The sequence below is a fragment of the Psychrobacter pacificensis genome (genome assembly GCF_018336615.1).
Taxonomy (GTDB): Bacteria; Pseudomonadota; Gammaproteobacteria; order Pseudomonadales; family Moraxellaceae; genus Psychrobacter; species Psychrobacter pacificensis.
This window is the reverse complement of the sequence record NZ_CP048752.1, coordinates 1,730,909-1,757,687: the sequence shown is the minus strand read 5'-3', so window position 1 is coordinate 1,757,687 and position 26,779 is coordinate 1,730,909. Positions and strand designations below refer to the sequence as shown.

The following is a 26,779-nucleotide window of genomic DNA, read 5'->3' as shown; positions in this document are numbered from 1 at the left end:
TCTATTCGCTAAACTTTGCTATTATTATGGTGTAACTACTCGTTATCTCGTATGATAAATACAATTCTAAACAACAGCTAATCATCTAGCTAAACATACAAATAACCATATCATCTAAGGATTGATTATGTCTGACCAAACCACGCCTACGGCAGTCGCAAAGACTGCAAAGATTACACCGAAAAATGCCGCTTTTGACTTCCGTAAATACCGTCCATTTGCCTTTGCGCCATCGCTGCCAGATCGTACGTGGCCGAGCAAAACAATTGAGAAGTCGCCAATATGGGCAAGTGTAGATCTGCGTGATGGTAACCAGGCACTGATTGATCCAATGACCATTGAACAAAAAATGCGCTTTTTTAAGACCTTAGTAGAGGTGGGTTTTAAAGAGATTGAGATTGGTTTTCCATCAGCGGCGCAGGTTGAATTTGACTTTACCCGTAAACTTATCGAAGAAAACCATGTGCCTGATGATGTGACGCTACAAGTATTGGTACAGGCGCGCGAGCATTTGATCGCCCGTACTTTTGAATCGCTAAAAGGCGTCAAACGCGCCGTCGTCCATGTCTACAACTCAACCAGCCGTGTGCAACGCGAAAAAGTCTACGCCAAAAACAAAGACGAAATTAAAGAAATTGCTATCACTGGCGCCAAATTATTGAAAGAGTATGCGGCCAAATACCCTGAGACTGAGTGGGTGTTTCAGTACTCGCCAGAGAGCTTTAGTCAAACAGAGACTGAGTACGCAGTAGAGGTTTGTGATGCGGTTTGTGATGTGTGGCAGCCACAACAAGGCCAAGAGGTGATTTTTAACTTGCCAGCGACTGTTGAAGCCTCTATGCCGAATGTCTTTGCGGATCAAGTAGAGTATTTCTGCCGCAATCTTCCTCAGCGTGAGCATGTCATTATTAGTCTTCATACTCATAATGACCGTGGCTGTGCTGTAGCCGCGGCCGAATTGGGTGTTTTGGCAGGTGCAGATCGTATCGAGGGCACGTTGCTTGGTAATGGCGAGCGTACAGGTAACATGGACATTATGGTCATGGCCATGAACTTGTTTAGCCAAGGTATCGATCCCGAGCTTGATTTTAGCAACATGAGTGAAATCGTACAGGTTGTGAGCGAGTGCAATAACTTACCGCTACACCCGCGCCATCCTTATGTGGGTGAATTGGTCTTTACCGCCTTTAGCGGCTCACATCAAGATGCCATTAAGAAGTCACTCGACTACAATGAAAATCATCAGAGCGAAACGGACAACGTGTGGGATGTGGCATATTTGCCAATTGATCCTGCGCACATTGGTCGTAGCTATCAAGATGTAGTACGTATCAATAGTCAGTCGGGCAAAGGTGGTGTTGCGTATATCTTGCAGCGTAATTATGGCTTTAACCTACCACGTTGGATGCAGATTGACTTTAGCCGTGTGGTACAAAAGCAAGCGGAAGCGGTTGCCCGTGAATTACAAAATGATGAAATTTTACAAACCTTTGAGGATACCTACTTGCAGCAAGGTAAGTTTGAGTTACTAGATTATAGTGTCAGTAACAAAGGCGGTGAGGTGTATTTCAGCGGCCAAGTCCAGATGAATAACGACACCATTGATATCGATGGTACGGGTAATGGTCCATTATCATCGTTTATCGACGGTCTTGCACAGCATACGGGTAAATCATTGCATATTATTAACTATGCAGAGCATGCCATTAACCCGCATCATAATAGTGGTAACGGTATCGATGATGATACCAATAGTGATAATAAAACGAATGCAAATGCCGCCGCTTATATTCAGCTGAATGTAGATGGCGAAGTGTACTCTGGCATCGGTACATGTAGTAGCACGGTCTCAGCCATGCTAAAAGGGGCGTTATCAGCCTTTGCTCAAGCATTGAGTGTAGCAGCTGCTTAGTATTAGATAACTATATCGTAATACTTTACTGGTCTTGATTTCATAAATATATAACACCGTAGCTCTTTGTACTCAACAAGCAAAGCTACGGTGTCATTTTTTTATGAGTAGAAAGCGACTAGATTATCGGGCATTATCTTACTTCAACGTCACTACTGACTAAGGTTTTGCTTATCGTTTGGATTAAGGTATTTTGCCCAATAGCATAATGTTACTTGTGTTTTTGGTGTCTACGACTTACGCTAATGTATATAAAATATTATAAATAAAAGGTTAATCATGGAACCTATATCATTTGCTTCATTTACATTGGCATCTATTCTGGCTTCATTGCCAGTGAATGGTGAGACAGTTACTGAGCCGACAATCACTACGCATATTAGTCCAGCCATTACAGGACAGTGGGAGATAGATTTAAACAGTTCTATCACCATGACCAAAGACGCGAAAGCTCAGCAAGCGGCATCATCGAATAGTCTGCAAAAAAACAGTTCAGAGCCTAAGGTGGTAGCTGATATGGACGGTGGCATAATCACTCAAAGTGAAGCGCGCATCGTGAACGCTGACCCAACAAGCCGCAAAAACTTAATGGCATCCGTAAATAAGTCAAACCAATGCCGTGAGCTATATAATTTTGGCGCGGACAATGAGATGTGGGCGGTCAGTGGCAAAGAGTGGACATACGGTCGCTATCTAGTCACACACCGCGAAGAAGGCCTGCCCGTCATCGCTATCAAGACGATTTATGATAATAACGAAGTAGACTGCTCAGGCAACCAAGTGGATCAAAGTGACGAAGCGTTGATTGCGTTTTTATACCATGATGGCAATCAGATGCAGTGGTGTGCTGATCCTGACGGTACAGAGTGCTTTATGACTTTTAATAGAGTATTGCCATAATAAGTGGCTTGTATCATATTGCACGAGTTATTCGACATCTACTAAGCATAAAAAAGCCGCTATATCGATAGCGGCTTTTTTTGTGGAAATTGATTTTTATGGGAAATGACTACTGTCCCAGTCAGTACGAGTAAGCAAACTACAGCTTAGCGCTGTTTTGATCTATGCCTCTTTCTCGGCTTTGTCTGTGTTTAGAAGCTCTCTTTCGAGATAATGAATGTTTTGCGCTTCCTTGGCAAAATTATCATCTGACAAAATCACATCACGGTGTAGCGGTATATTGGTTTTGATGCCTTCAATGATCAATTCATCTAATGCATGTAAGGTTTTAGCAACCGCTTGCTGACGAGTTTGACCATGGCAGATAAGCTTACCAATGAGTGAATCATAGTAAGTCGGTATCTCATAGCCAGGGTATAGATGTGAATCGAATCGAACACCTGCGCCACTTGGCGCAAACAGTTGATTGACAGTACCAGGGCAAGGAACAAAAGTTGCTGGATCTTCAGCATTAATACGGCACTCAATCGCGTGGCCTTGGATTTCAATCTCACTTTGACGATAAGATAAACCATAGCCGGCTGCAATTTTTAGCTGTTCAACGACGACATCGATACCAGTAATCATCTCGGTTACTGGATGTTCAACCTGTACGCGCGTATTCATCTCAATAAAGAAAAATTCATTATTCTCAAACAAAAACTCAAACGTACCAGCGCCGCGGTATTTCACAAGCTCACAGGCTTTCACACAGGCCTTCAAGATAGGTTCGCGGACATCATCTGGGATATCTGGCGCAGGCGCTTCTTCTAGTACCTTTTGATGACGACGCTGCAATGAGCAATCGCGGTCATACAGATGGATAGCATTACCATTACCATCACCCAGTACCTGTACCTCTACGTGGCGCGGGTTTTGAAGATAGCGCTCCATATAGACAGTATCATCACCGAACCAAAGCTCAGCTTCTTGCTTCGCCGCTTGGACTTGACCGACCAGCTCATCAAAACGTTCAACCACACGCATACCGCGTCCACCGCCGCCAGAAGCCGCTTTAATCAACAGCGGAAAACCGATATTGCGCGCTTGTTCTTCAGCATTATGTAGCGTAACGGTACCCACAGAACCAGGTACAGTTGGTACGCCCGCTTTTTTCATGGCGTTGATCGCAGAGACTTTATTACCCATCAAGCGAATATGGTCAGCGTTAGGACCAACGAAGGTCAATCCTGCTTCTTCTACGCGTTCAGCGAACTCAGCATTTTCAGACAAAAAACCATAACCGGGATGAATAGCATCCGCGCCAGTGATTTCAGCCGCCGTTAAGATGGTATTGATATCAAGATAACTTTGATTGGCATTAGGCTTACCAATACAAATTGCCTCATCAACAAAGCGCAGGTGCATCAAGTTGGCATCAGCAGTAGAGTAGACGCCTACCGTTTCGATACCTAGCGCTTTACAAGCTCGAACGATACGCAGGGCAATCTCACCTCTATTGGCAATGAGCAATTTTTTTATCATGGGTTCATCCTTGTCGAAGCATCAGTTATTGACCAAGTTTTGATATCTAGCATCCTGTTATTTGACTTTGATGCGATACCTATATCAAAAACCAGCCATAATGAAATAAAGTATGGCAAATATCGTTACGCTTTATAACGTATGACAGGTTGGCCGAACTGTACGACTTCAGAATTATCTACCAAGATTTCGTCAACAATACCGCTTTGAGTCGCTTCAAGAGGGTTCATAATTTTCATCGCTTCGATAATACCTAGAGTATCACCCGCTTGAACTTTTTGACCAACTTTTACAAATGGTGGGTCGTTAGGACTTGGCGCTGAATAGAAAACACCAACCATTGGCGAGTTTTCGACGCTACCCGCTTTTTCCGCAGGTTTTCCTTCAGCAGCAATAGGCGCTGCGCTAGCAGTTGGTGCGGCCATCATGGCTGGTGCAGGCGCATCATAGTGACGAGTCAAGCTAATATGCTCATCGTCTGAACTGATTTCTAAATTAACCAGTTCACTTTCTTCCATAAGGGCGATGAGGGTACGTATTTTTTCAATATCCATAGTTTTTATCTGACCTTGTACTAAATTCGAAAATAGTGTAACTAAATATTGTCTAATTAGTTGCTAATGATACCTAGATTCAGAGTAATGAGCAATCAATGTACAGTTGTTAACTGAGATTTTTTACATATTTTGACGTAAGCCATCTTTTTAGCAAGAAATCATCTACGATTTATCATAGTCTATGTGACCATATATCGCTAGCAATGGTTATGAGGTGTGACGTTTTAATCAATCAGTTTCAACCCCACAGCGCTGTTAAACGTCTTTGCTGATAGCGCAAACGAAGGGTCAATAGAATAGAAGATAAGAATAGGCCAGTGATTAATGCCATCCAAAAGCCTTGAGCGCCAACATCAGTGAAACGCACTAAATAGATACCCAGTGGTAGCGCCACTAACCAATAGCAAAAAAGCGTGACCCACATCGGTATAGTGGTGTCTTGCATGCCGCGTAATATACCCGCGATATTGACTTGCCAGCCATCAAATAACTGATAGGCAAGGGCAAAGATGAGCAAATGCATCGACTCCGTTCTGACCGCTGGATTATCGGTAAATGCTGCTGCCAACTCTGGTCTAAATAGCCATATACCAAGCATACAAGTCAAAGCGATCAATACGGTCCAGACAAGTCCAGTTGCTTGTACTTGACGTAAGGCTAAGAGGTTTTTTTGACCATAACGATTTGAGACCATAATCGTGAGTGCCATCGCAACAGATATCGGTATCATAAACAGCTGTGACGTCACTGATAACGCTACTTGGTGTGAGGCTGTTGCAAGCTCTCCGAGCGGACTGATAACAAGAGCGCCCAAACTAAATAAACTTGCCTCAAAAAAGATAGAGACACCAATAGGAATCCCCAATTTTAGAAGTTTTTTGATCTGTGTGCGATTTGGACTCGCAAATCCATAAAAAAAGCGAGTGCTGGCAAATTCCCGCCGCTTGCTGACGCTGGTATAAGCCGCCAGTAACAACACATTTATCCACAATACCAGTGCTGTTGCCACACCGCAGCCTGCGCCGCCCATCTCGGGCATGCCAAATAAACCATGGATAAAAATATAGTTCAGAGGAATATCTGCGAGTAGACCGACAATGCTAATAACCGTCACTGGCTCAGGTCGACCAAGCGCTTCGCAATAACTGCGTAACACAGCATAGACAGCTAATGCAGGGAAACCAAAAGACACACCATGCAAATATTGTGTTGCTATAGGCTGAATATTCTCAGGCACACCCATGATGCCAAGGACATTGGGTGCCAAATTGACAACAATAAAACCAATAAGGCCAAGAGCGCCTGCTGTCCACAAAGACTGCTGAGTAATATGAGGAACATGGTGATGCTGATCTTGACCGACAGCCTCACCAATGAGAGGGGTAGTGGCAATCAACACACCTGTTGCTAACAAAAACAGCGGTAGCCAAATGCCAGATCCAACTGCCACAGCTGCCAAGTCAAGCGCAGATACTTGGCCTGCCATAATGGCATCGACAACCCCAAGCGCTGCTTGGCAAAACTGAGTAATCAAGATAGGTAGGGCGAGTACCCCTAAGCGTAAACTGTAGCTTTTAAAGTCTCTGAAAGATAATGGGAAAACCATGGTAAGCAACTTTTTATTCTTTGCGGTAATTGTTATGAAAGTAGTAACGATGAATAAGCAAATACCGTCGTCAATTCAATATTGACACAGTATGAGAAGAGTGGTGCCGACGATGATACTCCGATAAATAATATGAGCAAGCTTATACAGACGGAGTCAGAAAATAAAAGTGAAGGCACTAAAATAAAAATAACCCGTCAATCCAAGCAGTAGATTGACAGGTCATATACACATAAGATGGTAAAGAAGCCAGACTATGATGTCAACGATTTAGAAGCGCTATATAAATATTCATCTTAGGTTTGTTTTACCTTGGTATTGATAATCAGTAGATAGAGGGTCGAGCTAATCGGTGTGTTCTGGCAGGAGTTCGAGTGTCTCGGCCATGTTCATAATCGCGTGCCAGTGTTTGGGCTCTAATGGAATGACCGTTAATTGCTCGCAGCCCTTTCTCAGCAGTAATGAGTCCTCGAGCGCAGGCAAAAATTTCAGCGCTGATAACGGCAACACCTCTGTAAAAGCTTGCTCAAAAGTGAGATCCACCATATACCAGCGTGGTTCTTCTTCAGTTGCAATAGGATCGTAATAGCGATGCTCAGGATGAAACTGAGTGGGGTCAGGGTAACCTGCTTGACTGACCGTCATAATACCAGCCACACCAGAGGGTCTTGCGCTAGAATGATAAAAGAATACCTGATCACCAACCTTCATGTCGTCGCACATAAAGTTGCGAGCGCGGTAGTTACGGACACCATCCCAGCTATCTGTACCGAGCCGTTGTAAATCGTGAATACCAAAAAACTTTGGGTTTGATTTCATTAGCCAATAAGCCATATGTCTTATCCTTTGCTTCATGTTTAAATTTAATATTATCAGGGTGGTTTTTTATTAAGCAGATTTCAAGCGCGCCGCAAATGTAACGGTTATATAGTGAATTCAGTATAAAAACGATACAGTGTGACTGGGATAAATTTTTCGCAGCATCGAGCAGCATAGGCACAGCACGCAAGGAAAATATTGACTATATTCTGAATACAGCGCTGCGCTTTGGATGCTGTACTGTTAATAGTCTTTTTATATACTGCCTGCAAGTTACCATGGTGAATAAGGGATTTGTGCGTGGCTTTGTTAATAGTTTTATGTCAGTTAGGCTTTTCTTTATATCATCTAGCCGTTATCCTAGCGATACTTTCGATACTGATCATTATTGCCCATTACACAATAAGTTTATTTATGTCCAAAATGAATGCTGATAGCTCGCCAAATAACCTTGATACGTTACAACTCACAGAAAAGATGACAGAGACTAGCGTTGTAGAGGTGACGAGCATTCCACTGTCGCTCTATATCCATATTCCGTGGTGTGTGAAAAAATGTCCTTACTGCGACTTCAACTCGCATGAGCTGCCTATAGACAGTCAGTTGTCTATGTATGATGATTATGTCGATGCGCTCCTTTTGGATGCGAATATGCAACAGTTATTGGCGCAAGGGCGTAAAATCAGCTCAATATTTATTGGCGGTGGCACACCATCACTATTGCCAATTGCTCAGTATCAGCGACTGTTCTCTGGTTTGCGGTCATGTTTTGAATTTGCAGAGGACATTGAGATTACGATGGAGGCCAATCCAGGGACACTCGAGCATGCACCATTTACTCAGTATCTAGAGGTTGGTATCAATCGATTGTCTATCGGTGTGCAGAGTTTTGACGCTGATAAGCTCAAAGTGCTTGGACGTATCCATGATCCTGTACAAGCGTTATCAGCGATACGCGCTGCTAAGGCTGCTGGGTTTACGCGAGTCAATGTCGATCTTATGCATGGTCTGCCGCAGCAAACCATGAACGAAGCATTAAATGATATTCAAATGGCGCACGATGCTGGCGCAACGCATATCTCTTGGTATCAATTAACGATTGAGCCCAACACGGTGTTTTATCGTAGTCAGCCTATTTTACCCGATGAAGACAACTTGGCAGATATCGAACAAGCGGGGCAAGCGCTGTTGCAGCAACTGGGGTACAGCAATTATGAGGTGTCTGCGTGGGCGGGCGAGTCAGATAAGCCTTGCCGTCACAATATCAACTATTGGCAGTTTGGCGACTATCTAGCAATAGGTGCTGGTGCACATGGTAAAGTGACGATTGATTGTCACGCAGACAGGGATAATAAGCTGTCAAAGGAAAGTGATAAATCAGAAAACGATTTGTTAGCAGAATCTGGCATCTATCGTTTTAGCAAATCACGTTTGCCAAAAGATTATGTAGGAGATATAGAGACAGAAACATCCAAGAGCACTCAAAACGTACCAAAAATGGTTGGTTGGCAAGCAATCGATACAGATGAGCTGGTTAGCGAGTTTATGTTAAATGTACTGCGCTTACATGGCGGTGTCGCTTGGGCGTTGTTTGAGCAGAGAACAGGGCTTAAGCTTGAAAGCGTTACCACACAAGTAGACAAGTTGATTAAGCAAGGGCTACTGATAGATAGTAAAACTCAGTTACAACCAACATTGTTAGGTCAGCGTTATCTCAATCAAATACTGCGTGCTTTTTTGTAGCATCTGATAAAGTGTATGTGCAGTAACTACTTAGAATAAAGAATTCGTGACCAAAAAAAAGGACTTACAAAATAGTAAGTCCCTCAAAAAATCTAAAAAAAGCAGACCTTAGATTTTATCTTGTACGTCTTGTGCGCTGCCAGTTACAGCATTTCCGGCGCTTGATACGTCTTGGCCAAGGCCTTTAAACGTGTTGCAACCAGTTAGAACAAACATAGCAGCTAAAGATGCGATGATTACTTTTTTCATAATAGTATCCTCAAAGATAAATGAATGGTTATAAATAACAACAGTGACGCTAAGTATCCTGTTCAAGCTTCACTGAAGGGGTATTGGATGAGACAGTCATACATAAATGCTATCTCGCTATCCATTACAGACATCATAGTGAAAGTTAAAAACCCTGCAAAGTATCAAAATGTAATTATTGGCAGTAAACTGTAACTTTTAATTACCTATCGCTCATAAATTTAAATAACAGAGCATCGACTAGTTGTGGAGTAAACAAATATGACCATTCATATCGTGTTGGTCGCCCCAAAAATGCCGAGTAATACTGGCAATATCATTCGACTGTGTGCCAACAGCGGCGCGCAGCTGCATTTGGTAAGGCCGCTGGGGTTTGAGCTTGATGACAAAAAACTACGCCGCGCAGGCCTTGATTATCATGAATACGCGCATTTGCAGGTGCACGAAGATTGGGCTGCAGCGAGGCAAGCCTTGCAAGCCGCCGACTGCCATATTGTCACCGCATTGACCACCAAACTGAGCAAACCATTCTATGATTATGATTTTGGCGGGCAAGCAGGCAGTGAAAAACCTGACAATAAAACCATGCCCAATATCGCGTTAGTATTTGGTTCAGAGACAGCAGGACTGGCAGATGATATACGGGAAGATATCGGTGCTGATAATTGGTTGAGATTACCAATGTTGGCTGATTCGCGTAGTCTCAATTTATCCAATAGTGTCGCCATATGCTTGTATGAAATATGGCGACAGCAAGGATTCTTGGGTGATGAAGGACGAAGTGTCGGTTATGAAACGCTGACAGTCTACGATCCGAAATAGCGGTCCAAAGTAGCGATGTACCAAATGAGTCGATGATATGACTCATTCATTAGTGCTCACTTGGTAAATAGCTACAGTTAAAAAAGACACTTTTATAGGCAGTTGGGCGGCTTGGGTAGCCCAGCTAAGCGATTGACATGGCGCGCAACCAATCCTGTATTAAATAGCTGTTGTAGTTTTTGATTGCTAATATCGTGCTCAGGCAAAGTTTTCTGTAGCCATTTAATCAATGGGCGAGTCGCTGGCGCATGATTAAATTTGACAAAAAACGCGCGCACTTGCTGCAAGATTTGTAAGTGCTCACTCGTTAGGCTGACATCTAGCGTGTCTGCTAGCTGTTGTGCGATATCAGGTGTCCAAATCGTATGGTCACACAAATGCCCATCTTGATCTAATGCAATATCGGTCGATGCTGTGGCAGTATGAGTTGTCGTAGAGGTATGAGTCGTCATAAGGCAATCGTCACCACTTTATCAAACTGACTATCCTGAGATAGGCTAATCCATTCTTCATCCGTTAAAATATCAGTCAATTTGCTCTCTAAATTTATCTTGCCAGCAGTGTTAACTGTCAGCTGCGATATATCATCCGCTAATGCATAAATACCTGCAATACCATCTATTTCACTATCATTCAAATAAGCATTGAGCCAGTCAATAAAAGCGGCTGTGGTACCAAGTAAGATAATACTGTCGCCAGTGCGCCAAGTGCGAGACATCTCTTCAGCACTGCGCCTGAGGGTATTCATCGTGCTGTGTAATTGATATAAAGTTGCCATAACAGTGTCCAAGTGTGTACTTTATTATTTTATAAGTTTGATTATATTGCCAATTAAAAAGTTAAAATCTGCTCAAAATCTTGCGAGCGGATCATTTCTGGCACCAGCATGAGCTGCGAAGTCAGATCTACTGGCATCATCCCAATCACCCAACCACTAAAGACATCATCAGGTAGCCAAGCCGCTGGCATGTCGTAAAGATCAAGCGACTGAATCATACCGTGCAAACGTGATTCAGGCTGCATCAATAAGCCAAAAACAGGTGCATCCAAGTACAGCTGCACTTCATGACCGAATGTCGCTAATGTCAGTGCCAGAGCGCAGCCTTCATAGCTTGCTGCTTCGGTGGGTGTATGCAGCTGGATTAATAATCTCATCATGTATTCCTAAATATATTTATCGCAGGCTAATGTCGTAATGGGTACGCTATCAAAACTGTATTAAGCGGCAGCCATCCTGCATCATCAGAGCGAGCTCACTGAGTCCCACCAACGTAAATCCTGTCGCCAGATTGTCACCATCAAGCTGATGGCGGGTACTGTTGTCTGTGTCACTCACACCGCGGCTAAGAGCTGTGCTAACACAAACAGGCAGTGGCAACTGATATTGTTCAGCCAATATTTGCCATTCTTTGGTCAAATTCATTTGATCAGCGGACTGCCAGCGTAGCCGATTCGCCAGATGCGCCGAATCCCCATAAAAAAAGACATTGAGCAATGGCCGTTTGGTGATAGGATTGTCGATGCCTTCTTTATTGACGATATCGTCTGCGTGACTGTCGATATTATGATCAGCTGATGCGCTCTTAAGATACGCGCGCGCATAACGTAATGCTAAATGCGCTAATGGGTGACTAGGATCAGCGGTAATGAGTAGTAGCGGGGTAGTAGTCATAGGGACAGTATCACATATTATAAATAAGCGTTTGAAGAGTGTTATAAGGGTGAGACAATATTATTGAAAGGCTATAAATGTTTTGTGTAAAGTAATCTAATCGATTTATAGTCGAGTTTTAGGGCGTGTTGAACATTCGCAAATAGGCACTGCTGATCGCTAAAATTGTTCCAGACAAGGCACAAAGCGAAGATAATGCAGATGCCTTAGCGAGATTTGTAACGCAGTATGGGGCAATTTTAGCATCAGCCCCAACGATAAAAGCAGGGGACAGGACTCTTTTTTGCCGCTTCATCGTTAAAAATAAGCGCTTAGAGTGACTAAACTTATTATTTTTAACATCGAATCGCCTAAAAAATAGTCGCTGTCAGTGCCATGGTCGAATGTTCAACACGCCCTAATATTTCTTAATACCATTGAGTCAAAACGCTATTTTTATTGAGTATAAAGGTGCGCTGCAATGAAGCTGTCTCAAAGCATTTCGATTAAAGACGTTTATGCTACCATAAAGCGACTCAAAGCAAATAGAGTCACTGTTACTAAACAGGGCTTTATGTTTTGTAATGATATATTGAGTATGTTCATCTGATGCTGTGACTGTCTCGTAAGAAAAAACAATAAACTTATGAGTTGGGTTCACGTAGTCTTACCATTCTATGTAAGGAGTTTTTGTCACTATGTTACCTGCTATGCCCTCACGTATGAACAGTGGTACAGATTATCAGCCGACAGCAGAGCAACTGCAAGTACTGCAAACAGCCAGTGAGTTTGCTTATCAAATTTGGGAGAGCCGAACGGTTTCCTGCCAAACATTTTTGCGTAGCTACCCCCTGAACAGTACGCTGACTCGTCAGCAAATCGATGATCTGATACAAGATTATACGCTAGATGAAAACTATCAACTCGCCGATGAAACGAAAGTCATGAGTGGCTTACGTAATTTGCGTAAGTTGTTAATGATGCGCTGGATTTGGCAAGATGCCTTGCAGATGATTAGTCTTGAGCAATTGACTGATGAGCTATCAGAGTTTGCAGGCGGTTGTATCTCCTTTGCCAAGGACTATACCTATCAGCATTTGATTGCTAAATACGGTGAGCCAACCTTTATCAATGAACAAGGCAATGTGCAGATCGATGATATGGCCATCATGGCCATGGGTAAGCTTGGTGCTCAGGAACTGAATTTATCGAGCGATATTGACCTAATATTTGTACATCAAGCGCGCGGCGAAACCAATGGTGACAAGGCAAAGGGCACGCGTAGCATAGACAATAAACGTTTTATGACTCGTCTGGGTCAAGGGATTATTAAGCTGCTTGATAATAAAACGGCTGACGGCTTTGTCTTTCGGGTTGATATGCGCTTGCGTCCATGGGGTGATGGCAGTGATTTGGCCATCCATCTCTCAGCGTTACAGAAATATTTTGCATTGCATGGACGCGCGTGGGAGCGTTTTGCTTGGCTAAAAGCACGAGTCGTTGGGCAGATAGATCAGCCATTTTATGATGCGATTCAGGCGCTAATCAAACCATTTGTCTTTCGCTATTATGTGGATTACAGCGCGTTTTCAGCACTCAGGGAGATGAAGTCGCTCATTCAAAATCAAGTTGCACAGCGTGAAGATCTAGACAATATTAAGCTTGGCGCGGGTGGTATCAGAGATATTGAGTTTATTGTACAAGCATTTCAGCTGATCTACGGTGGTCGGCATCCTCAGCTACAGGTAAAGCCTTGTTTGGAGGCGATGCAAGTGTTGCGTGAGCTTGGATATCTAGAGCAGATTACCTACGATAACTTACAAGCCGCGTATCGGTTTTTGCGTCGACTTGAACATGCGATTCAAGCCATTAACGATCAGCAAACCCAAAGACTGCCGCATGATGCTTATTGGCAGCATAATCTTGCAGTGACGCTTGGGTTTAATGATTGGCAGGCATTACTGACCCAATTAAATGCTCATCGAGACAATGTTAATGTGCCATTTGAGCGTATGGTGACAGAGCGTCAAGTACCTGACAATGATGATACCGATCTAGAGCCTGATCATTTAGAAGCGCAAATTGCGCGCTTAAATGAGGTACTAACAAAAGAAAATCGCGAGTTATTGCAGAATTTTTGGCAATCAAAGATGGTTGCCAACCTCAGCGAGGAGGCCCGAGAGCGCTTAGATGATGCGTATCCTGTCATTGTCCACGCGCTATTAGCCCATCAAGAGCAGCAAAAACTTGCCAATGCTGCCTTACCGCGATTGATTGCATTGCTTGAAGCCATTTGCCGACGTTCAATCTACTTGGTCATGATTGCAGAAAACCCCAATGCAACGATTGAGCTGATTCCGATGCTCTCGGCAAGCCCGTGGATTGCAAAAGAGTTGGCACAGTATCCTGTATTGTTAGACACCTTTTTACAGCAACACTATCGCCACCTGCCAGATAAGCCTGAGCTGCGTGACATCTTGCGCCAACAGCTATTGCGTGTCGAACCCAATGACGAAGAAGAGCTACTGAGTGTGCTGCGACTGTTCAAGAAAAACCAAGTGTTGGCTGTGGCTGCCAGCGATGTGTTGGCTGAGCGTCCAATCATGAAAGTCTCAGACTCACTGACTTATATTGCTGAAGTGGTACTAGAAGCCGCACTAGAGCGTGCGTTTGCAGAGATTGTTAACCGTTATGGCTATCCTATCGGTCAAGATGGCGATCCAGTCACTGAGGCTGACTGTGGTTTTGCGATCATTGGCTACGGTAAACTGGGTGGTTTAGAGCTCTCGTATTCTTCCGACTTGGATTTGGTATTCTTACATAAGATAAAAGAGCAGGGCTTGACCACTGGTGAAAAGTCAGTGAGTGGCATGAAGTTTGCCGCACGTCTTGTACAAAAGCTGATGAATTATCTCAATACCCAAACGCGAGATGGTAGGGCATATGAGATTGACATGCGTCTGCGTCCGTCGGGCAACGCTGGCATGATGGTCGTGTCCTGTCATGCCTTTGAAACCTATCAAATGGACAAAGCGTGGTCATGGGAGCATCAAGCACTGGTGCGCGCTCGGGCGATTTGTGGTGACAGACGAGTGACTGCGCGCTTTTGTGATATTCGCCGAGATGTGCTGGCGCTGCCGCGGACGTTAGAGCAAGTACGCTCTGAGGTCACCAGTATGCGTATCAAAATGCAGAAGCACTTAGGCACCAGCCAGTGGCAACAGCAAGCGGGCAAGTTTCAACTCAAACAAGATGCAGGCGGCATTGTCGATATTGAATTCTTAGCGCAGTTTGCGGTATTGGCCTATTCACATGAGCATCCAAGCTTGACCAAATGGAGTGATAATGTCCGTATTTTTGAAGAAGTTGCTTCACTTGGTATTTGGGAGGAGCAAGTTTGTCAGGCATTAACAGATGCTTATCTTAGAATACGTGCTGCGACTCATCAACTGGCACTATCAGAGCAATCATTATTGGTCGATGAGTCGCTTTGGCAAGAGACACGCGCACTGGTACAAGCGCAATGGCAGCATCTAATGGGCGTAAAATCTGTCAAAGAATAATTATGAGATTTGTTTTTATTAAGGCCTTGCTGATAACCAAAGAGGCGCTTAAACTGTAAGGCCTTATGATAATTAAAAACCGTAATTAAAAACTATAGGGTCTCAAACCAAAAGATTTCATTTGCCAATACGGCCAGTGATATAATCGGTCACACATCATTATAATACAGTCAAGTGTTCGTCATAATGAAGCGGTATTTGAGCAATAAAAATGAACGCTGCAGTATTATCACACGATGTTGATCAATACTATTAAATAAAACCTACCTAAAAAAAGTTAGACGTTAGCGCTAGCATAAGGACTATAAAATGAATATGGCAACACAAGATGGTAAGCTTTGGATGAATGGCACAATAATTGAACAACCAGATGCCAACGTTCATGTGCTTACCCATAGCTTGCATTATGGCATGGCTGTGTTTGAAGGCGTACGCGCTTACCAAACAGCTGACAACCGCACCGCTATTTTTCGCCTAAAGGAACACACCGAACGTCTCCTTGGTTCGGCAAAAATCTTTCAAATGGACGTGCCGTTTGATGCAGCCACGCTAGAGCAAGCACATAAAGATGTGGTCAAGCAAAATAACTTAGCAGAAGCCTATATTCGTCCGCTTATTTGGGTAGGTGCAGAAAAGCTTGGCTTATCATCACGTGATAACAGTATCAATGCCATGGTCGCAGCATGGCACTGGGGCGCCTATCTTGGTGAAGAAGGCATCAAAAACGGTATCCGTGTCAAAACCTCATCATTTACCCACCACATGACCAATGTGACCATGTGTAAAGCCAAAGCCTCGAGCAACTATCCTGTCTCTATCATGGCCAATCAAGAAGTCACCCGCAATGGCTATGACGAAGCCATCCTAATGGATCCACAAGGTTATGTCTGCCAAGGCGCAGGCGAAAACTTGTTTTTGGTCAAAGACGGTGTGCTACATACGCCAGATCTGGGCGGCGGCGCGCTTGATGGTATTACTCGCCGTACTATCCTTCAGTTCGCGGCTGATCTAGACATCAAAGTTGTTGAGCGCCGTATCACTCGTGATGAGTTCTACTTAGCAGACGAGATCTTTATGACAGGCACCGCTGCTGAAGTGACACCTATCCGCGAATACGATGATCGTACTATCGGGAATGGCGGCCGCGGACCATTGACTGAGAAACTCCAAACCCTATACTTTGATGTGGTTCATGGTCGTAATGAGAAATATATGGATTGGTTAAGCTTTATTGACTAATAAAGTCGTTAGTTTAAAGACCAAAAAGGCTGAACATAATTGTTCAGTCTTTTTTTTATGCTACTATAGCCATCATATTTATTCTTAAGATTAAAGTGAGCAATCCATGCCAATAGATTCTAGTACAGCAGATAATAAAAATATCAAACAAATTATTTGTATTAAATGGGGTACAAAGTACGGGGCTGATTACGCCAATAAACTGTATGGCATGGTATCTCGCAATATTACGCCACCGTTTCGTTTTGTCTGTTTTACCGATGATACCACCGATGTACGTCCAGAAATCGAATGTCAAGCATTGCCACCACTAGATGTCACCATGCCAACCAACACACTTGGCAAGTGGCCAAAATCACGTTTATGGGGTGAGAAGTTAGGTGATTTGACAGGGACAGTATTATTTGTAGATTTGGATGTGATTATAGTAGATAGCCTCGATCCTTTCTTTGAATACGGCGAGCCGGACGATGTTATTTTATCTTATAACCCAAGTAACCCGCTAGAGCGCCTCGGCCAGACGTCTTGCTTCCGCTTTCAGGTAGGGTCGCTTGTCTCGCTACAAGAAAAATTCAAAGCTGATCCACAAGGCATCGCGGACAAATATCGTTTTGAGCAGCGCTTTGTGACGCGTAATGCGCCAGGCGGTGTCAAGCTGTTTCCAAAAGCATGGGTTGCGCACTTTAGACGCAAATGTCGTCAACCGTTCCCACTTAACTACATCAAAGAGCCAAAGATTCCTAAAGGTGCTCGCATCGTTATTTTCCCTGGTGATTTATATCCTACACATGCGATCGAAGGTAGATATAATAAAAATGCTGCTAACAATGCCAAAGATCACTTAAAAAGATTAACTGAGCCCAAAAATCTAAAAAGACCGCTACGTCACTTGCGTCATTTTATCTTGCCAGTAGGGTGGATCGAAAAGTACTGGAAAGAATAGGTCCCATTATATATTTGAGTATTATGCATTGTATTAGCAAAGATAAATATTAATCAGTGAACGGATAAAATTATGAATACAGAAGATACTATTAAAGTCTTTGTTGGTTGTGACCCAAATAACTGTGATCTAGAGCAGATGATGGTATTAGATTATAGTATTCATAAACATACCAGTGTACCCGTTGAGATAGTATGGATGCAGCTGTCACGTGATCCTAATAGCTATTGGTATTCTAATCCTGAGACTGGAGAGGGTTGGAATACCACTAAATGGTCAACGCCTTTTTCAGGTTTTCGCTGGGCAATTCCAGAGTACTGTCAATACTCTGGTCGTGCCATCTACATGGACGCTGATGTCATTATTTTAGATGATTTGGCAAAGCTGTGGCACCATCCTATTGAAGGACAGTCTGTTGTAGCTGCTAAGACTAATGCGGATATGACCCGATTGTGTACATGCGTATGGGATTGCAAGGCGGCAAAAAACATTGTCCTACCAATTAAAAAACTCAGGAAAGATCCCAAAAGCCATAAAGAAATGATGGCTGTATTCAAAGATAATAATCAGCTCATTGAGCCTTATCAGGATAGTTACAACTGTATAGATGGCGAAAACTTAGCGTTAGAAGATATTAGGATTTTGCATTATTCAGATATGGGTACGCAGTTCAGTCATAAATATTCATTACCTAGAGTCAGTGAAGAAGGTATCGAGCACTGGTTTGACGGTGAAATAATGTCGCACCCGAGGCAGGATTTATCTGAGGTTTTTGATGAATATTATAACGAAGCACTTGCTGCTGGATACGATTTAGACAGTTATAGGGTGGAACCTTTCGGTCATTTTCCTAAAAAATCTCAAGAAGGTTATACCGGTAATAAGGTGACTCGTCCACACGCTTCTAAAACATTTTTTTCGAAGCTATTTAAACGCTAGTTTTTTAATGAAGCAATGATAAGCCTTTCTAAGAAAATGAAAAATTACTCCATAGGTTATCGTGTATGAAGCAGCATAAAAAAACAGTGTTACTCGTTATTAATTGTCTACAGGGCGGTGGTGCGGAACGTGTCGTATTAACATTGGGGCAAGGGTTTTATGAATTGGGCTATGAAGTACATATTCTAAGATTTAAGCCGTTAGTACAGTATGACTTAAGTCCGAATTTTAACTACCATGTACTTAAGTTTAAGCCGTATAAACTTATACCAGGGGCACAAAGACGTGACCAGATTTTTGCACGTGCTGTTGATAAATACGTGTCGAAAAATATCGGTCAGCCTGATATCATACTGTCCAACTTAGATCGTGCCGATAGTATTCTAAGTAATAGTAAACTGCCTAATATCACTTATATTATTCATAACACAGTATCACTACTCTATAAGTTTAATAAAAATCACGACGCTGAGCAGTTAAAGCAAAGAATGATAGATATATATGCCAAGCATCCTTGTGTGTGCGTCAGTGAAGGCGCTCAAAAAGATTTTGTTAAGAGCTTTGGTCATATTACGCCAACCACTGCCATTCATAATCCAATAGATAAAAACAGTATTCAACAACAAGCCGATGCTTTTGTCCCTGACTACCAAAACTATATTATCCATGTCGGTAGTTTCAAAGATGCCAAGCGTCATGATGTATTGGTAAATGCTTATGCAAAAACAGATCAATCTATGCCTTTACTGCTCTTGGGTCAAGGTAAGCATAAAGGTGAAACAGAGCGACTGGTAACAGAGTTAAGCCTAGAAGACAAAGTAATATTTTTAGGATTTCGTGATAATCCCTTCCCTTATATTAAAAATGCACAGTTTAAGATACTGACCTCTGACTGGGAGGGTTTTGCTTTAGTTATTGCCGAAGCTCTTGTGCTAGGTACTCCTGTTATCAGTACCAACTGTCCATCAGGCCCAAGTGAATTACTACCAGAACGTAACTTAATGCCGATGGGCGATGTTGATGCCATTGCCGCAAAAATGCAGCAAGCGATGAGTAATCCGCAAGCGTTTCGTGCGCCATTCGATGAAGCGCTGCTACCAGCCAAAATAGCAGAAAAATACGTAGAATTTACCCAAAATCTTTAGCTGGCAAAACAGTTGGGCCGCTACATCTCTAAGCCTAAATATTTATTTTTAAGAATACTTAATAAATGATTGATAATATTACAGAAAAAAAAGAAAATTCGAATAGTAAAGAAAAAGTGCTATTGGTTATTAACTGCTTGCAAGGTGGCGGTGCAGAGCGTTCGGTCTTGACGCTGGGACAAGGTTTTCACGAGTTAGGTTATGATGTCCATATTTTACGCTTCAAATCTAAAGTAGCTTATGAGCTCAATGATGATATTACTTATCATCAACTAGACCTAAATGATTATAACTCTATACCTACTAAAAGTCTTAGGTACTGGTATTTTGCAAAAGTATTAGACAGATACGTGCTCAAAGAGATTGGTACTCCAATATTGACGCTAGCGAATTTAGATAAAGCCGATATGGTCTTGCGCCATAGTAGTCTGCCCAATATCGCACACGTAATTAGAAATACTATTTCTAAAAAAATTGAATTGTTTAGAAGCCAAGGCAAAAAAGCAAATGATAAAAGATTAAGCAATATATATTCTCGGCATCCTTGTATATGTATTAGTAAAGGAGTCGAAAAAGACTTTCAAGCTACATTGGGTGTGATGAATACAACGACAATATACAACCCGATTGACCAAAGACAGATCGTGCAATTGGCATCAGAGTTTGAGCCAGAGTTTGGCAGTTACATTATTCACGTTGGTAGTTTTAAGACTCAAAAAGCTCATGAAGTATTGATTAGAAGTTATGCAAAGACTCGGAAAACATTGCCACTTCTATTATTGGGTGAAGGTGTATTGCTGGCGTCAATGAAAGAGCTGGTTACTTCTTTAGGTTTGGATAACCGTGTACATTTTTTAGGTTTTCAAAAAAATCCATATCCTTATATCCAAAAAGCACAGTTTATGGTTTTGTCATCAGTCTTTGAGGGATTTGGACGGGTTATTGCTGAATCACTGGCTTTAGGGACACCTGTTATCAGTACAGACTGCCCATCGGGTCCAAGTGAGTTGCTACCAACACACAACCTCGTCCCTGTGGGAGATATTGATACATTAGCTAAGAAGATGGATGAAGCAATGGAGAAGGCTGACACATATCAGTCCTCGTTTGACAGAGAGTTATCACCAATTAATATTGCTCAACAATATATAGATTTTATGAGAACTAATGGTTAGACATTACTCGGTTGCAACCTTGATAAAAGGTGTAGGGTGTAGTCGTGTAGTAATATATGAGATAGACTAATCCAACCACCATTTAGACCAATCATCTCTGTGCAACTGCCGTAGAGTAGCAAAAGCACTGTCATTATTCTGCAGTTTTTCAAACACTGCCAGTAACATGGTCGTGGCCAATTTATCAACTTTCTGAAATTTATTATAGCGTTTTCGCATATTTCTCAAGCTATCATCGGTGCCGATACGAAAATAAGTAAGACCATCGTACAGAGGCAAGTCACCAGCATAAAGCATATCGGTTTTTTCAGTTAGCAATGGCATAGATTCAGCATTAGTGGATAACTGCAGAAAGTTTTTGGTTTCATAAGTACGTAAAGTATTCATTAGAGTTACGACATTCATCAAGATAGCTGCTCTATGAGTATTGTTTGAATGATCAATAAACGTATCGCAAGCAGAGACAATCCAGCGCAACGACAGATGTGTCAATAAATAGTCGCTCTCTGCTTCCCATAGCCTTTCAAATTCAGCGAATGTTTTATCTATTTTGTACTTACGGCGCATTAGTATAATAAGCGTGTTGTGATAAAAGCAGAGCTCAGACTCACCAAGCGATTTGTATTTCAAGTTATTCAAATGGTTTTCTAAATCTGTACTTTTACGCTCATTAGTTAAGGCTTCAATATCACACATTGATTCAGTAATGGTTGTTGCTTTCATCTCATCAAAGCTTCTATCATTATAGGTTTTGATAATCTTACCCGCATTCAATCTTTTTTCGCTTCGAAACATCAATATCAATTTTCTCTGCCAACTTGAAGGTGTAGCCATGTTATCAAAATCCTTTAAAAATATATAAACATATTAGCGCCTTAATCTCTATGATATAAGCCTTAGAGATCATTGTTATTTGTTTAAACTGAATAATATTGTCTATACCAATCGACAAATTGTTTGATACCTTCTTCGATACTCGTTTCAGGTTTGAATCCGATATCATCTACCAATTCATCTATGTTGGCGTAAGTAATCGGTACGTCGCCTGCTTGCATGGACAATAAGTTTTCCTGTGCCTTTTTACCACAAGCATCTTCAATGGCAGTAATAAAACGGCGCAAAGTGACAGGCTGATTATTACCAATGTTGTAAATCTTGTAGGGGGCAGCTGCGGTCGTAATAGTAGAATGCTGGGGCGAAGGTGCTTTATTAATAATGCGAATGATACCGTTGACGATATCATCAATGTAGGTAAAGTCACGCTGCATATCACCATTATTAAATACATTAATTGGCTCGCCAGCTAGAATTTTCTTTGTGAACGAAAAATATGCCATATCAGGTCGACCGTAAGGACCATAAACAGTGAAGAAGCGCAGTCCTGTCGTAGGAATATTATATAAATGGCTATAGCTATGTGCCATAAGCTCGTTGGATTTTTTGGTGGCGGCATATAGACTAATAGGAAAATCAACACAATCAGCAGTGGTAAATGGCTGCTTAATATTCATACCGTAGACAGAACTGGAGCTGGCATAGATCAGATGCTTGATATCATGATGACGACAGCCTTCAAGTATGTTAACAAAGCCAACCACATTTGAGTCGATATACGCATTAGGGTTTTCGATAGAATAGCGCACACCTGCTTGGGCACCTAAATTAACAACCGTATCAAATTGATAGGTTGCAAAAAGCTCAGACATGGCTTCACGATCAGCAAGGTCTAACTTAATAAATGTAAAACTTTCTGGATCTGATATCTCACCTAATATTCTCAAACGCGCTTCTTTTAGATCTGTATCATAATAGTCGTTGATATTGTCGATACCAACGATAAAGTAATCCCTAGCAGATAGATCTGTTTCTAGTATCGCCTTGATTAAATGAAAACCAATAAAACCTGCCGCCCCAGTTACTAAAACTTTCATTAATCGCTCCCAAATAGATCTCGAGTAAATACTTTATCCGCCACATCTTTTATCTCATCAGATAGGCGGTTTGCGACAATGACATCACTCATTGATTTAAAGGCTTCTAAATCTTGAATCACACGCGAATTAAAGAAATTGTCTTCTTTTAGCACAGGCTCGTAGACAATGACTTCTATACCTTTTGCCTTGATACGTTTCATGATGCCTTGTATGGCAGATGCTCTAAAGTTATCTGACCCACTTTTCATTACTAGGCGATGTATTCCCACGATTTTTGGCTGTCTTTCGATGATTTTATCGGCAATAAAGTCTTTGCGGGTTCTATTAGAATCGACAATGGCTTTTATCAGGTTGCTTGGCACTTCATCGTAATTTGCGAGCAGCTGCTTAGTATCTTTGGGCAGACAGTAGCCGCCATAGCCAAAGGAAGGGTTATTATAATGATTGCCAATACGAGGGTCTAAACCAATCCCTTCGATGATTTGTTTGGTCTCAAGTCCAAAAGTTTGCGCATAAGTATCAAGCTCATTAAAATACGCTACTCGCATTGCCAGATAAGTATTAGAAAATAATTTAATGGCTTCTGCCTCTGTTGGCTCAACGAACAATAGCGGTACGTCTTTTTTGATTGCGCCTTCAAGTAATAAATTGGCAAATATTCGAGCCTGCTCAGTCTGTGCGCCTACAATGATACGTGAAGGATAAAGATTGTCATGTAGTGCCTTACCTTCTCGCAAAAACTCAGGCGAAAAAATAATGCGATCAGTCGCATAACGTTCTTTGATACTGGTTGTGTAACCTACTGGCACTGTAGACTTAATAATAATGGTTGCTTGTTGATTCACTAACAGCACTTGCTCAATGACGGCTTCTACTGTGGAGGTATTGAAATAATTGGTCTTGGTATCATAATCAGTCGGCGTGGCAACGATGATGAAATCTGCATCTTTATAAGCTTCTTTAGCATCCAGCGTCGCAGAAAAATTGAGCTCTTTATTCAATAAAAAATTGTCGATATCTGTATCTTCGATAGGGGATTGCTTATTATTTAGCAATTCTACCTTTTCAGCGACAATGTCGACAGCAACGACTTCATTATGCTGTGCTAACAGCATTGCATTCGATAAGCCTACGTAGCCTGTACCTACTACTGCTATTTTCATAATATATCCAAGTGATTTTTGAGCTTTTATTGGTTTAGATCAAGAGGAAGTGAAATTAATCACCATTCAATCTTAAACTAAATATATTTAAATTTATTTATCGGTGCTTGCTATCAAAGAAGCAGGTAGATAAGCCAAGAATTTGTGCCTCATGGCTTGACTGATTTTTTTATATAAGTCTGACTCAAGAAGATCCAAACTTTGAATACAGCCATATTTAATAGTTTTATCTTCTAAGGCAAGAATAAAATCTTCTACGCTATTCTCATTTTTTAAATAGTTGATAGAGGTGTTAGGTTTTAAACTTGCTTCGCCTTTTTGAATTTTTAGATGATTCATTAGCGTTATAGGATTCACTTGGGCCACATCTCTAAATTTATATTTTATCTGCTCGGTCAATAATTGCGGATGATTCAACAAATGGGACTGTAAGATATTTTTATCGACAATATGAGGGTAGTGATGAATTTCAAAAAACTGATTCATGCCCAGTATTTTAGCACTTAACATTTGCGCGATAGTATGCCTTGGCTGTATTGGTGTGCCAAACAATTTAAAGCGTGATTTTCGAAAATTGAGCTTGGCATTCAAAGCAGCACTTTTACGCCACTCACCATGAATGATTAGCTTCTCACTGTCTAAAAAGTCATCTATCGTCACTGGTTGATTAAAAAAGAAATCATCGTTCATATAGATAAAATAGTCAGACAATCCTTGGATATTCCAAATCATCGTCTCAATTGATCGAGTGTTGAAGGTCGGTAAAAATTCTTCATAACCCGAAAATATTTCCTTGTGATCGACAATACGTATTTTATCTGCTGCACAGATATTTTGCTTGGCAAATTCATCAATGAACGCAGGTTTTTGTTGGTCGGTGACCACATAAATATGACGACAAAAAGGCACGTATTTGATGATAGAGGCGATATTGTAATATATCTCATCATCACTTGCGAAGCGGGTGGCAGTTATGGCATCTGACGCTACGATGTTACTTGGCTTGTAGGACTCTCTTTTTTGTTTGAGTACAGGGTCTGAACCATCCACCCAAGCGATGACAATGTCTATTGCTTTCTCATCAAGTTGCTGCATGATTGATCCTGTTTTTTTTCAATAGGTGTCTTTAGTGGTTATACATTCTATTTAAATGTTGATTCTACTTAGATCAGCTATGATATTTATTGATAACTGTATTAGCAAGGGTTAACTGTTTTATAAAATCAACAATATTCATGATTTTTTACGCGTCAGTTGATAAGCCTAGCTTATACTGTAGTGAATAAAAGTAGATGAGACTAGCATAAAGAACCAAAATCCTGTAATCATTGTGAACATGGATGCCTTGTATGACTATCATTCAAAAAACCAAGTTGAGATATCAATGCCCATCATTCTATTTATTTTAAAAGCGCTTGAAGGCCGCGGTGCTGAGCGGATGGTGACTACATTAGCAAGTGCTTATGCAAAAATGGGTCATAGCGTCCATATTTTATGTCTAGAAGAAACACAGGATATGCCGTTAGATGCTGACATTCACTATCATATCGTGCCATACGATAAGGTGTTTTCTGAGCAAGATATTGAGCCAAACTCTAAACAGGCACAGGCTTACGAGGCAGTCGCTAAGCGCATTGATGAGTATGTGCTTAGCCAAATAGGGACACCAAATCTGATATTGGCTAATATTTATAAAGTGAATTGGATTATGGCGTACAGCCAATTACCCAACATCGTGAATGTGCTGCATACAGCGCTATCTAAGCAGTTTGAGTATCAATTATCTGATAAACCACGACAGACGATAAGTCACTTACGTATGGTCTATGGTGCTCATTTCTGTAGCTGCGTCAGCGATGGCGCTCGCAAGGACTTAATCTCACTTTTAGGAGACATCACTAAAACCACAACCATTACAACCATTTATAATCCTTGCGATGCCACTTGGATCCAAAGTAAAGCGTTACAAAAACCACGTATCGAATCGTTTGGCTTGAGAGACAAACAATATATTGTCCATGTCGCCTCATTCGATACCATGAAAGGTCATCGAGACTTGCTACAAGCCTATGCAAAAACAGAGCGGAAGCTGCCATTAGTATTGGTTGGTAAAGGCAAGCTTGAAGCAGAGATTAAAGCGCTGGCGTTTCAACTTAAGATTAATGACTGTGTTAGGTTTTTGGGCTTTCAGAGTAATCCTTATCCGATCATTGCCTCAGCGGCATTAATGGTGCTTACCTCTAAGTTTGAGGGTTTTGGCTATGTCATTGTAGAGGCGCAAGCTCTTGGCGTACCAGTAATCAGTACCGATTGTCCATTTGGTCCAAGAGAGTTATTGCCTGTCAAAAGCTTGATACCCGTCGGTGATATTGAGGGATTGGCGATACTCATCGATCAAGCAGTAAACAATCTGACGAATTACATAGTGCCGCTAAATCAGCAGCTACTGCCAAATCATATCGCGCAGCAATATCTAAAGTTTGGTCTATTGGTAAAGCAAGGTGCTAGACAGTAGAGACGAGAGATTAGAGAGTATCAAATAAGGCTTTTGAGACAGGAGAGTGATTGATGACATCGATACCGTGAGTCTTATAAGTTCTACCTAATAAGTTAAACGAAGGTACGATGCGCTCGTTCATGACTTTGTTCAGCGTGCTTGGCGCGCGGTTGTGGTTGTTTTCGTAAAATCGTGGTTGATCGCTATTGAGTAAGTCAATCCCGTATAGATGAATGGTCGCTGCATGGCGTGAGAAAGCCAGCTGTGTGGCTACGTAAGCAACCGTACCCGCCTCGACAAATCCATGAGTAACATTGAGTGAGACGCCGATCTCAGTTGCGCTTTGACCGCTATCAATAACAAAATTCGGATGATTGATAAAGTAGGATAAAGGCATT

25 protein-coding genes are annotated in these 26,779 nt (G+C 41.8%); 11 read left to right on the top strand and 14 right to left on the bottom strand.

Going from position 1 to position 26,779, the window contains the following annotated elements:
- Window positions 1-127: 127 nt before the first annotated feature.
- Together leuA and GYK50_RS07460 are read left to right on the top strand one after the other, a co-directional pair.
- On the top strand, window positions 128-1,912 hold the full coding sequence (leuA, locus tag GYK50_RS07465; RefSeq protein WP_212563604.1) for a 2-isopropylmalate synthase: 1,785 nt from the start codon (window positions 128-130) through the stop codon (window positions 1,910-1,912).
- 279 nt (window positions 1,913-2,191) lie between these two features.
- The gene (locus GYK50_RS07460; protein ID WP_071001442.1) at window positions 2,192-2,812 is read left to right on the top strand and encodes a hypothetical protein; all 621 of its coding nucleotides are present in this window, start codon (window positions 2,192-2,194) and stop codon (window positions 2,810-2,812) included.
- A 162-nt stretch (window positions 2,813-2,974) separates the two neighbouring features.
- On the opposite strand, the gene accC is transcribed toward GYK50_RS07460, so the two are convergent.
- The 4 genes from accC to GYK50_RS07440 form a co-directional block, all read right to left on the bottom strand.
- A complete protein-coding gene (gene accC / locus GYK50_RS07455) occupies window positions 2,975-4,336 on the bottom strand; it encodes an acetyl-CoA carboxylase biotin carboxylase subunit (protein WP_212563603.1) in 1,362 nt (453 codons plus the stop codon).
- 125 nt (window positions 4,337-4,461) lie between these two features.
- Complete coding sequence (gene accB, locus GYK50_RS07450; protein WP_075106157.1) at window positions 4,462-4,890, bottom strand: acetyl-CoA carboxylase biotin carboxyl carrier protein; 429 nt, start codon at window positions 4,888-4,890, stop codon at window positions 4,462-4,464.
- Window positions 4,891-5,131: 241 nt separating this feature from the next.
- A complete protein-coding gene (locus tag GYK50_RS07445; RefSeq protein ID WP_212564525.1) occupies window positions 5,132-6,499 on the bottom strand; it encodes an MATE family efflux transporter in 1,368 nt (455 codons plus the stop codon).
- Window positions 6,500-6,844: 345 nt separating this feature from the next.
- On the bottom strand, window positions 6,845-7,333 hold the full coding sequence (locus GYK50_RS07440; protein ID WP_212563602.1) for an EVE domain-containing protein: 489 nt from the start codon (window positions 7,331-7,333) through the stop codon (window positions 6,845-6,847).
- A gap of 462 nt (window positions 7,334-7,795) precedes the next feature.
- Here GYK50_RS07440 and hemW point away from each other — a divergent pair, with 462 nt between their 5' ends.
- Entirely contained in the window at window positions 7,796-9,061 is a 1,266-nt protein-coding gene (hemW, locus tag GYK50_RS07435) for a radical SAM family heme chaperone HemW (protein WP_212564524.1), read from the top strand.
- Window positions 9,062-9,169: 108 nt separating this feature from the next.
- Here the strand turns inward: hemW and GYK50_RS07430 are convergent, their stop codons facing one another.
- Window positions 9,170-9,310, bottom strand: a complete 141-nt coding sequence (locus tag GYK50_RS07430) for an entericidin A/B family lipoprotein (protein WP_071001446.1) — start codon at window positions 9,308-9,310, stop codon at window positions 9,170-9,172.
- 261 nt (window positions 9,311-9,571) lie between these two features.
- On the opposite strand from GYK50_RS07430, the gene GYK50_RS07425 reads away from it, so the two are divergent.
- The gene (locus GYK50_RS07425; RefSeq protein WP_212563601.1) at window positions 9,572-10,132 is read left to right on the top strand and encodes a tRNA (cytidine(34)-2'-O)-methyltransferase; all 561 of its coding nucleotides are present in this window, start codon (window positions 9,572-9,574) and stop codon (window positions 10,130-10,132) included.
- Between the two features lie 92 nt (window positions 10,133-10,224).
- Here the strand turns inward: GYK50_RS07425 and GYK50_RS07420 are convergent, their stop codons facing one another.
- The 4 genes from GYK50_RS07420 to tusD are packed head-to-tail and all read right to left on the bottom strand — an operon-like array spanning window position 10,225 to window position 11,804.
- A complete protein-coding gene (locus GYK50_RS07420; RefSeq protein WP_102092846.1) occupies window positions 10,225-10,584 on the bottom strand; it encodes a TusE/DsrC/DsvC family sulfur relay protein in 360 nt (119 codons plus the stop codon).
- Entirely contained in the window at window positions 10,581-10,910 is a 330-nt protein-coding gene (locus GYK50_RS07415) for a hypothetical protein (protein WP_212563600.1), read from the bottom strand. The genes GYK50_RS07420 and GYK50_RS07415 overlap by 4 nt, the downstream gene beginning before the upstream one ends.
- A gap of 53 nt (window positions 10,911-10,963) precedes the next feature.
- Complete coding sequence (locus tag GYK50_RS07410; protein WP_075106164.1) at window positions 10,964-11,287, bottom strand: hypothetical protein; 324 nt, start codon at window positions 11,285-11,287, stop codon at window positions 10,964-10,966.
- Between the two features lie 52 nt (window positions 11,288-11,339).
- Complete coding sequence (tusD, locus tag GYK50_RS07405) at window positions 11,340-11,804, bottom strand: sulfurtransferase complex subunit TusD (RefSeq protein ID WP_212563599.1); 465 nt, start codon at window positions 11,802-11,804, stop codon at window positions 11,340-11,342.
- 677 nt (window positions 11,805-12,481) lie between these two features.
- On the opposite strand from tusD, the gene glnE reads away from it, so the two are divergent.
- The 6 genes from glnE (at window position 12,482) to GYK50_RS07375 (ending at window position 20,787) form a co-directional block, all read left to right on the top strand.
- A complete protein-coding gene (gene glnE, locus GYK50_RS07400) occupies window positions 12,482-15,346 on the top strand; it encodes a bifunctional [glutamate--ammonia ligase]-adenylyl-L-tyrosine phosphorylase/[glutamate--ammonia-ligase] adenylyltransferase (protein WP_212563598.1) in 2,865 nt (954 codons plus the stop codon).
- 309 nt (window positions 15,347-15,655) lie between these two features.
- Window positions 15,656-16,585, top strand: a complete 930-nt coding sequence (locus GYK50_RS07395) for a branched-chain amino acid transaminase (protein ID WP_071001452.1) — start codon at window positions 15,656-15,658, stop codon at window positions 16,583-16,585.
- 106 nt (window positions 16,586-16,691) lie between these two features.
- Complete coding sequence (locus tag GYK50_RS07390) at window positions 16,692-17,528, top strand: glycosyl transferase (RefSeq protein WP_212563597.1); 837 nt, start codon at window positions 16,692-16,694, stop codon at window positions 17,526-17,528.
- A 72-nt stretch (window positions 17,529-17,600) separates the two neighbouring features.
- On the top strand, window positions 17,601-18,467 hold the full coding sequence (locus GYK50_RS07385) for a glycosyltransferase (protein ID WP_212563596.1): 867 nt from the start codon (window positions 17,601-17,603) through the stop codon (window positions 18,465-18,467).
- Between the two features lie 65 nt (window positions 18,468-18,532).
- Window positions 18,533-19,612, top strand: coding sequence for a glycosyltransferase (locus GYK50_RS07380; protein WP_212563595.1), 1,080 nt, complete (start codon window positions 18,533-18,535; stop codon window positions 19,610-19,612).
- A 65-nt stretch (window positions 19,613-19,677) separates the two neighbouring features.
- A complete protein-coding gene (locus tag GYK50_RS07375) occupies window positions 19,678-20,787 on the top strand; it encodes a glycosyltransferase (RefSeq protein WP_212563594.1) in 1,110 nt (369 codons plus the stop codon).
- Window positions 20,788-20,853: 66 nt separating this feature from the next.
- Here GYK50_RS07375 and GYK50_RS07370 read toward each other — a convergent pair whose 3' ends face one another.
- The 4 genes from GYK50_RS07370 to GYK50_RS07355 all read right to left on the bottom strand — a co-directional run bounded on the left by GYK50_RS07370 (window position 20,854) and on the right by GYK50_RS07355 (window position 24,979).
- Window positions 20,854-21,621: a hypothetical protein gene (locus tag GYK50_RS07370; protein ID WP_212563593.1), complete on the bottom strand. Its 768-nt coding sequence runs from the start codon at window positions 21,619-21,621 to the stop codon at window positions 20,854-20,856.
- An 83-nt stretch (window positions 21,622-21,704) separates the two neighbouring features.
- Window positions 21,705-22,718, bottom strand: a complete 1,014-nt coding sequence (locus GYK50_RS07365; RefSeq protein WP_212563592.1) for an NAD-dependent epimerase — start codon at window positions 22,716-22,718, stop codon at window positions 21,705-21,707.
- Window positions 22,718-23,884 carry a nucleotide sugar dehydrogenase gene (locus GYK50_RS07360; protein WP_212563591.1) on the bottom strand — a complete coding sequence of 389 codons (1,167 nt, stop codon included), beginning with the start codon at window positions 23,882-23,884 and terminating at the stop codon, window positions 22,718-22,720. Before GYK50_RS07360 ends, GYK50_RS07365 begins: the two co-directional genes overlap by 1 nt.
- A gap of 93 nt (window positions 23,885-23,977) precedes the next feature.
- On the bottom strand, window positions 23,978-24,979 hold the full coding sequence (locus tag GYK50_RS07355; RefSeq protein ID WP_093069087.1) for a stealth family protein: 1,002 nt from the start codon (window positions 24,977-24,979) through the stop codon (window positions 23,978-23,980).
- Window positions 24,980-25,268: 289 nt separating this feature from the next.
- Here GYK50_RS07355 and GYK50_RS07350 point away from each other — a divergent pair, with 289 nt between their 5' ends.
- On the top strand, window positions 25,269-26,399 hold the full coding sequence (locus GYK50_RS07350) for a glycosyltransferase (RefSeq protein WP_227674312.1): 1,131 nt from the start codon (window positions 25,269-25,271) through the stop codon (window positions 26,397-26,399).
- A gap of 10 nt (window positions 26,400-26,409) precedes the next feature.
- Here the strand turns inward: GYK50_RS07350 and GYK50_RS12910 are convergent, their stop codons facing one another.
- Window positions 26,410-26,778, bottom strand: coding sequence for a hypothetical protein (locus tag GYK50_RS12910; RefSeq protein ID WP_227674311.1), 369 nt, complete (start codon window positions 26,776-26,778; stop codon window positions 26,410-26,412).
- Between the last annotated feature and the right edge of the window lies 1 nt (window position 26,779).

Coding starts and splice junctions, on each gene's coding strand:
- GYK50_RS07370 (WP_212563593.1), bottom strand. CDS start 21,621: ATGGCTACACCTTCAAGTTGGCAGAGAAAATTGATATTGATGTTTCGA.
- GYK50_RS07350 (WP_227674312.1), top strand. CDS start 25,269: ATGCCCATCATTCTATTTATTTTAAAAGCGCTTGAAGGCCGCGGTGCT.
- GYK50_RS07360 (WP_212563591.1), bottom strand. CDS start 23,884: ATGAAAATAGCAGTAGTAGGTACAGGCTACGTAGGCTTATCGAATGCA.
- GYK50_RS07365 (WP_212563592.1), bottom strand. CDS start 22,718: ATGAAAGTTTTAGTAACTGGGGCGGCAGGTTTTATTGGTTTTCATTTA.
- GYK50_RS07430 (WP_071001446.1), bottom strand. CDS start 9,310: ATGAAAAAAGTAATCATCGCATCTTTAGCTGCTATGTTTGTTCTAACT.
- GYK50_RS07355 (WP_093069087.1), bottom strand. CDS start 24,979: ATGCAGCAACTTGATGAGAAAGCAATAGACATTGTCATCGCTTGGGTG.
- GYK50_RS07380 (WP_212563595.1), top strand. CDS start 18,533: ATGAAGCAGCATAAAAAAACAGTGTTACTCGTTATTAATTGTCTACAG.
- hemW (WP_212564524.1), top strand. CDS start 7,796: ATGACAGAGACTAGCGTTGTAGAGGTGACGAGCATTCCACTGTCGCTC.
- GYK50_RS07420 (WP_102092846.1), bottom strand. CDS start 10,584: ATGACGACTCATACCTCTACGACAACTCATACTGCCACAGCATCGACC.
- GYK50_RS12910 (WP_227674311.1), bottom strand. CDS start 26,778: ATGCCTTTATCCTACTTTATCAATCATCCGAATTTTGTTATTGATAGC.
- GYK50_RS07425 (WP_212563601.1), top strand. CDS start 9,572: ATGACCATTCATATCGTGTTGGTCGCCCCAAAAATGCCGAGTAATACT.
- GYK50_RS07415 (WP_212563600.1), bottom strand. CDS start 10,910: ATGGCAACTTTATATCAATTACACAGCACGATGAATACCCTCAGGCGC.
- GYK50_RS07410 (WP_075106164.1), bottom strand. CDS start 11,287: ATGAGATTATTAATCCAGCTGCATACACCCACCGAAGCAGCAAGCTAT.
- GYK50_RS07395 (WP_071001452.1), top strand. CDS start 15,656: ATGAATATGGCAACACAAGATGGTAAGCTTTGGATGAATGGCACAATA.
- glnE (WP_212563598.1), top strand. CDS start 12,482: ATGTTACCTGCTATGCCCTCACGTATGAACAGTGGTACAGATTATCAG.
- GYK50_RS07385 (WP_212563596.1), top strand. CDS start 17,601: ATGAATACAGAAGATACTATTAAAGTCTTTGTTGGTTGTGACCCAAAT.
- GYK50_RS07375 (WP_212563594.1), top strand. CDS start 19,678: ATGATTGATAATATTACAGAAAAAAAAGAAAATTCGAATAGTAAAGAA.
- accB (WP_075106157.1), bottom strand. CDS start 4,890: ATGGATATTGAAAAAATACGTACCCTCATCGCCCTTATGGAAGAAAGT.
- accC (WP_212563603.1), bottom strand. CDS start 4,336: ATGATAAAAAAATTGCTCATTGCCAATAGAGGTGAGATTGCCCTGCGT.
- GYK50_RS07445 (WP_212564525.1), bottom strand. CDS start 6,499: ATGGTTTTCCCATTATCTTTCAGAGACTTTAAAAGCTACAGTTTACGC.
- GYK50_RS07390 (WP_212563597.1), top strand. CDS start 16,692: ATGCCAATAGATTCTAGTACAGCAGATAATAAAAATATCAAACAAATT.
- GYK50_RS07460 (WP_071001442.1), top strand. CDS start 2,192: ATGGAACCTATATCATTTGCTTCATTTACATTGGCATCTATTCTGGCT.
- GYK50_RS07440 (WP_212563602.1), bottom strand. CDS start 7,333: ATGGCTTATTGGCTAATGAAATCAAACCCAAAGTTTTTTGGTATTCAC.
- tusD (WP_212563599.1), bottom strand. CDS start 11,804: ATGACTACTACCCCGCTACTACTCATTACCGCTGATCCTAGTCACCCA.
- leuA (WP_212563604.1), top strand. CDS start 128: ATGTCTGACCAAACCACGCCTACGGCAGTCGCAAAGACTGCAAAGATT.